Raw genomic sequence first — 4340 nt, forward strand, 5'->3', positions numbered from 1 at the left:
GGCGCTCATCCCCTGGCTCCACGAGTCGCTGCAAGAGCTGCCTCCTTTCCTGGCCGATACCCAGCTCGAAGCCCGCTTCCGGACCTATTACCTGCGCGCGGACCGAACGACCGACGTGCTCAGCGAGGCCTGGGCCATGGGAGGGTCGATCTACTACCGCTCGGGCTGGCTCGCCGATGTGTTCCAGGCAGAGGTCGAGGGCTTCACCTCGCAGCCGATCGTCGCTCCGGAGAGCAAGGGCGGAACACAGCTGCTCGAGCCAGTACAGAATGGCTACAGCGTCCTCGGCATCGCGAACGGCAAGCTCCGCTATCAGGACATCGAGCTCACCGGAGGCCGCCTCTACCTCGATCTGCCCTTCGTGAATCAAAACGACAGTCGCATGACCCCGAATACCTTCGAGGCTGTCACCCTGCAAAAGACCGGAGGAGAGCTCAAGCTCACGACGGGCTACGCGTGGAACATCAAGGAACGCAATTCGGAAGACTTCGTCTCCTTTTCGGACGCCGCTGGGGCGGAGCACGATCGCGGTCTGGCCTGGGGCGGCCTGATCTGGGATCCGGACAGTGAGTTTCATGCCGGGGTATTCGCCGGCGCCGTTCCCGACCTTGGCGGCCGGGCCTACGGCGAGCTGGGTGTTGGACGCTCGCTGGCGGACGGATGGGACGGGCGGATCGACGGGCAGTTCACGTACGAATTCGACGTTGGAGACGACCTCTCGGGTGACGCCGTGGAGGAAACCTGGAACCTCGCAGTCCGCGCGGCGACGAGCCACGCGGGAGCCGTGTTCCGACTCGGCATGGCCTTTGCCGGCCCGAACCAGTCCACGAACTTCTACGGATCGGACCCGAGCTACGTCGATCTCATGCAGGTAACCTTCAACCGGCCCGAGGAGAAGGCGCTCCTGGCGAGTCTCTCCTACGACTTCGCGGGACTCGGCGTCGACGGCCTCTCGGCCATCGTGAACTTCGTGGCCGGCTTCGAGGGCAAGGTCGATGGGGGTCGCAGCGATCGACAGGAGGTCGACCTCACGATCGACTACCGCGTGAACGAGGAAGGCTGGCTCAAGAGCTTCTGGCTGCGGGTGCGCGGCTCATGGTACAACGACCAATCCGCTGAACACGATGGCACCCAGATTCGAGTCATCCTGCGTTACGACTTGCCGGTGATCTGATCCCGATCAAGCCAGACCGGGCAGGACCACCTTCAACCCGTCCACGACCATTTCGACCGCGATGGCGAGCAGGATCATTCCCATCAGTCGAGTCATGATCACCCGCATCGTTTCGCTCAGGACCTTTCCGAACGAGGAGGAGAAGAACAGGACGACGAAGAGCATCACCAGAATGATCGCCACGACGCCGCCGATTTCGATCAGGTCGGTGAGGGTTTGGGCATGGCCGCAATAGATGATGAGCGTCGCGATGGTCCCCGGCCCGACGATCATCGGAAAGGTGATGGGATAGAAGGCGAGCGCCGACAGCTCCGATAGGTGCTGCTGCTCGTCCGTCGAGCCCTGATGGGATGAAGCGCCTTCGCCGTTCAGCATCGACCAGGCGATATGCACGAGGACGATGCCTCCAGCAACGCGGAACTGATCGACGGTGATGCCGAAGAATCCAATGATCGCCTTTCCGGCGATCAGGATGATCGCGCACATGATCGCCGAGTAGAAGATGATCTTCACGGCCAGGGTTCGCTGCTGCGCAATCGAATACCCGGTGGTGAGCGCCAGGAAGATCGGCAGGTTCACGAACGGGTTCATGATCGCGAAGAAGGCGCCGAACGCCTTGATCAGTTCAGACTTGTCCATTTCGATCATCCCCAGCCTTGCCGTCGCCACCCCGTGATTGGAAACGGAGGGGAGTCGTGTCGCATTCATTATTGCAGACTAAGGCTCGGATATCCGCTCCTCATCGGATGCTTCGGGTGGCACCTTCGAATCACCTTCGATCTGCAGGGGCGTGCGCATATTGACATCGAGTGTGTTGAAGGGAATCTCGATACCCCGCTTTATCAAAGCATCGTTCATGGCGCGATTCAATTCGCTGATCACGCGTCGACGCTGGTTGATATTGCGGATGATGACGCGCAGCTCGAAATCGAGTGAACTATCGCCGAAATCCACAAAGAGCGCGCAGGGGTAACCCATCTGGGGATCCTGGTTGGCATCGACCCGGACGCTATCCGGGTGACCATTTCCCACGTCGAGCAGGGTCTTGATGACGGTCGCGATGTCACTGTCGGCAGCCACCGATACCGGCAACTTGAGCCGCCCTAAGGTATTGCCCAGGGTCCAGTTGGTCACCTGGCTGGATATCATGTCGGAGTTGGGCACGATGACTACGGCCCGATCAAATGTCTCTATGGTCGTCGTGCGGATGTTGATGTGCCGAACATAGCCTTCGGTTTCTCCGACGACGATCCAGTCGCCATTTCTCACCGGCCGCTCGACAAGCATGATGATGCCGGATACGAAGTTGTTGACGATGTTCTGCAGGCCGAAACCGACGCCGACTGAAAGTGCGCCGGCGACGATGGCGAGATTGGAGAATCGAATGCCGGCGATCGACAGTGCGACGATGACTGCAATGGCCACGCCGACGTAACCAAAGGTCGTGACCAGCGCTTCGCGTGCGCTGGGTTCGATGCGTGTCTCGACCAGCCATTTCGTATTCAGTCTGCCCTTGAGCCATCCAGTCAACGGCAGCGATACGGAGAAAACCAGGAGGGCCATGAGCAGTTGCGTGGGGACGATGGTCAGGCCGGCGACCTGGATGCCCTCCGTGAAGAATCGCTCGATATCGTCGATGATCTGCTGGCCGGCGTCCCAGATGCGCAGCAACAATAGAGCGGCGCTGGTCCAAAGCGAAAGGTTGACGAAGAGCCTCAGCCAGCCGAGGCCAGGTACGTACTCCTTGTCCTCGAGTCCGATGCTCCGACGCACTGCGATTTGCCAGCCATAGCGCCCCTCATCCAGGCCATCGAACAGGTCTGTGAAGAACTGGCTCACCACCAGTGTGATACCCAGCAACAACAGGGTATAGGCAATGCCAACGATCACCAGCGCGCCGAGATTGATGTATCCGATCGTGCCAGCGAGCGCGCCACTGGACAGTGCCAGGCAGATGATCACCAGCAGCGTCCACTTGTCCCGCCAGCCTTCGAACCTGCGCAGAAGCCAGACAATCCAGATGGCGTTCAGGACAAAGACCCAGCCGACGATCTGTCGGGCCATCGCGTACATACTGTCGTTGAGCAAGCCGTCCGCGTGGAGTTCCAGCATCAGCAACCTGAACAACGCGACCAGGATGAGAACGCGAACGCGTCGGCCGAGCGGTAACGCGACATTGGCCGGTACCGGCAGATAGGGAGTCGCGGGAGAGCAGGGGGCGAGCAGAGCCCGCACCACGGCGGCGAGAGCAAAATACGCCAGCAGGCTGCTGCTGATGGTGACTGCGATCCGCAGTTCATCATTCCCGCGCAGGACGAGTGTCAGGTAAGCGCTGATGCCCCCCAGCGCAAGCAGGACGGGCGCATAGCTCACGGCCGAAGCCATGAGCGCCTGAACAAGGCCTGCTGAGACCTTTGTTTCCCCGACCTTCCCGGTGGTGATTCCCCTTCGCAATCCGAGTCCGCCGATGCGGCGCAGTATGAAACCGAGGATGAGGCCCAGAAGACCGAAGATGGCGATCCCCACGAGACGAATCGGGTCGCTCGCGCTCCAATCCGTGGCCGCCTTTGCCAGCTGGTCGGCCAAGTCCAGCCAGCGCTTCCGCTCGTCCAGGTTTGTCCGCAATACACTGACGAGGGTCGGTCCACGAGTGAATAGTTGCCTAGCCTCCAGGCCGCGTTGGTATTCGTCGAGAGTCGAGTCGAGATCGTTGCTGCTCAGCAGCATCAGTCTGCAGGTGTCGGTTCGTCCTTGCAGACTCGCCTTCCGGTTCTGCAGATCTTGCAGCTGGCGGGCGATGGCAGGTGTCACCGGTGCTTCCGGTTGCTGTGCCTGTTTTGTGTTGGGAGTGGCTTTCGTCTGTGGCGCTGTGGGCGTTTGGGGCTGGAGAATTGCGAGCTCGTCGTCCAGCAACTCGATCTTCGGTCCCGCTTCTCGTATGCATTCCAGCGCACTGGAACGAACAAAGGCGATTTCCCGCCTGAACGCCTTCAGGTCGTCGTCTGTCGCGCTCTGGGCGTTCGTGAACTGTTGTTCGAGCCGTTCGAGCGTGGCTTGTGCTTGGGGCAGAACATCCGGATCGAGTGACTCGGCAGCGTGCGCTGGGATCAGCGGTCCCAGCAGGCATAGGAAAACCCATAGCGTGCAGCGTGCAAGGCGTGGAGTG

The 4340-nt window shown here is 60.6% G+C and carries 3 protein-coding genes; 1 reads left to right on the forward strand and 2 read right to left on the reverse strand.

Going from position 1 to position 4340, the window contains the following annotated elements; genetic code table 11:
* On the forward strand, positions 1–1174 hold a 1174-nt coding region (locus LJE91_12960), incomplete at its 5' end, for an OprD family porin (protein ID MCG6869593.1).
* A gap of 6 nt (positions 1175–1180) precedes the next feature.
* On the opposite strand, the gene LJE91_12965 is transcribed toward LJE91_12960, so the two are convergent.
* Together LJE91_12965 and LJE91_12970 are read right to left on the reverse strand one after the other, a co-directional pair.
* Entirely contained in the window at positions 1181–1813 is a 633-nt protein-coding gene (locus LJE91_12965; GenBank protein ID MCG6869594.1) for a MarC family protein, read from the reverse strand.
* Positions 1814–1891: 78 nt separating this feature from the next.
* Positions 1892–4340 (reverse strand): mechanosensitive ion channel (locus tag LJE91_12970; GenBank protein MCG6869595.1); only part of this gene is annotated, 2449 nt, incomplete at its 5' end.

The organism is Gammaproteobacteria bacterium, from assembly GCA_022340215.1.
Lineage (GTDB): Bacteria > Pseudomonadota > Gammaproteobacteria > JAJDOJ01 > JAJDOJ01 > JAJDOJ01.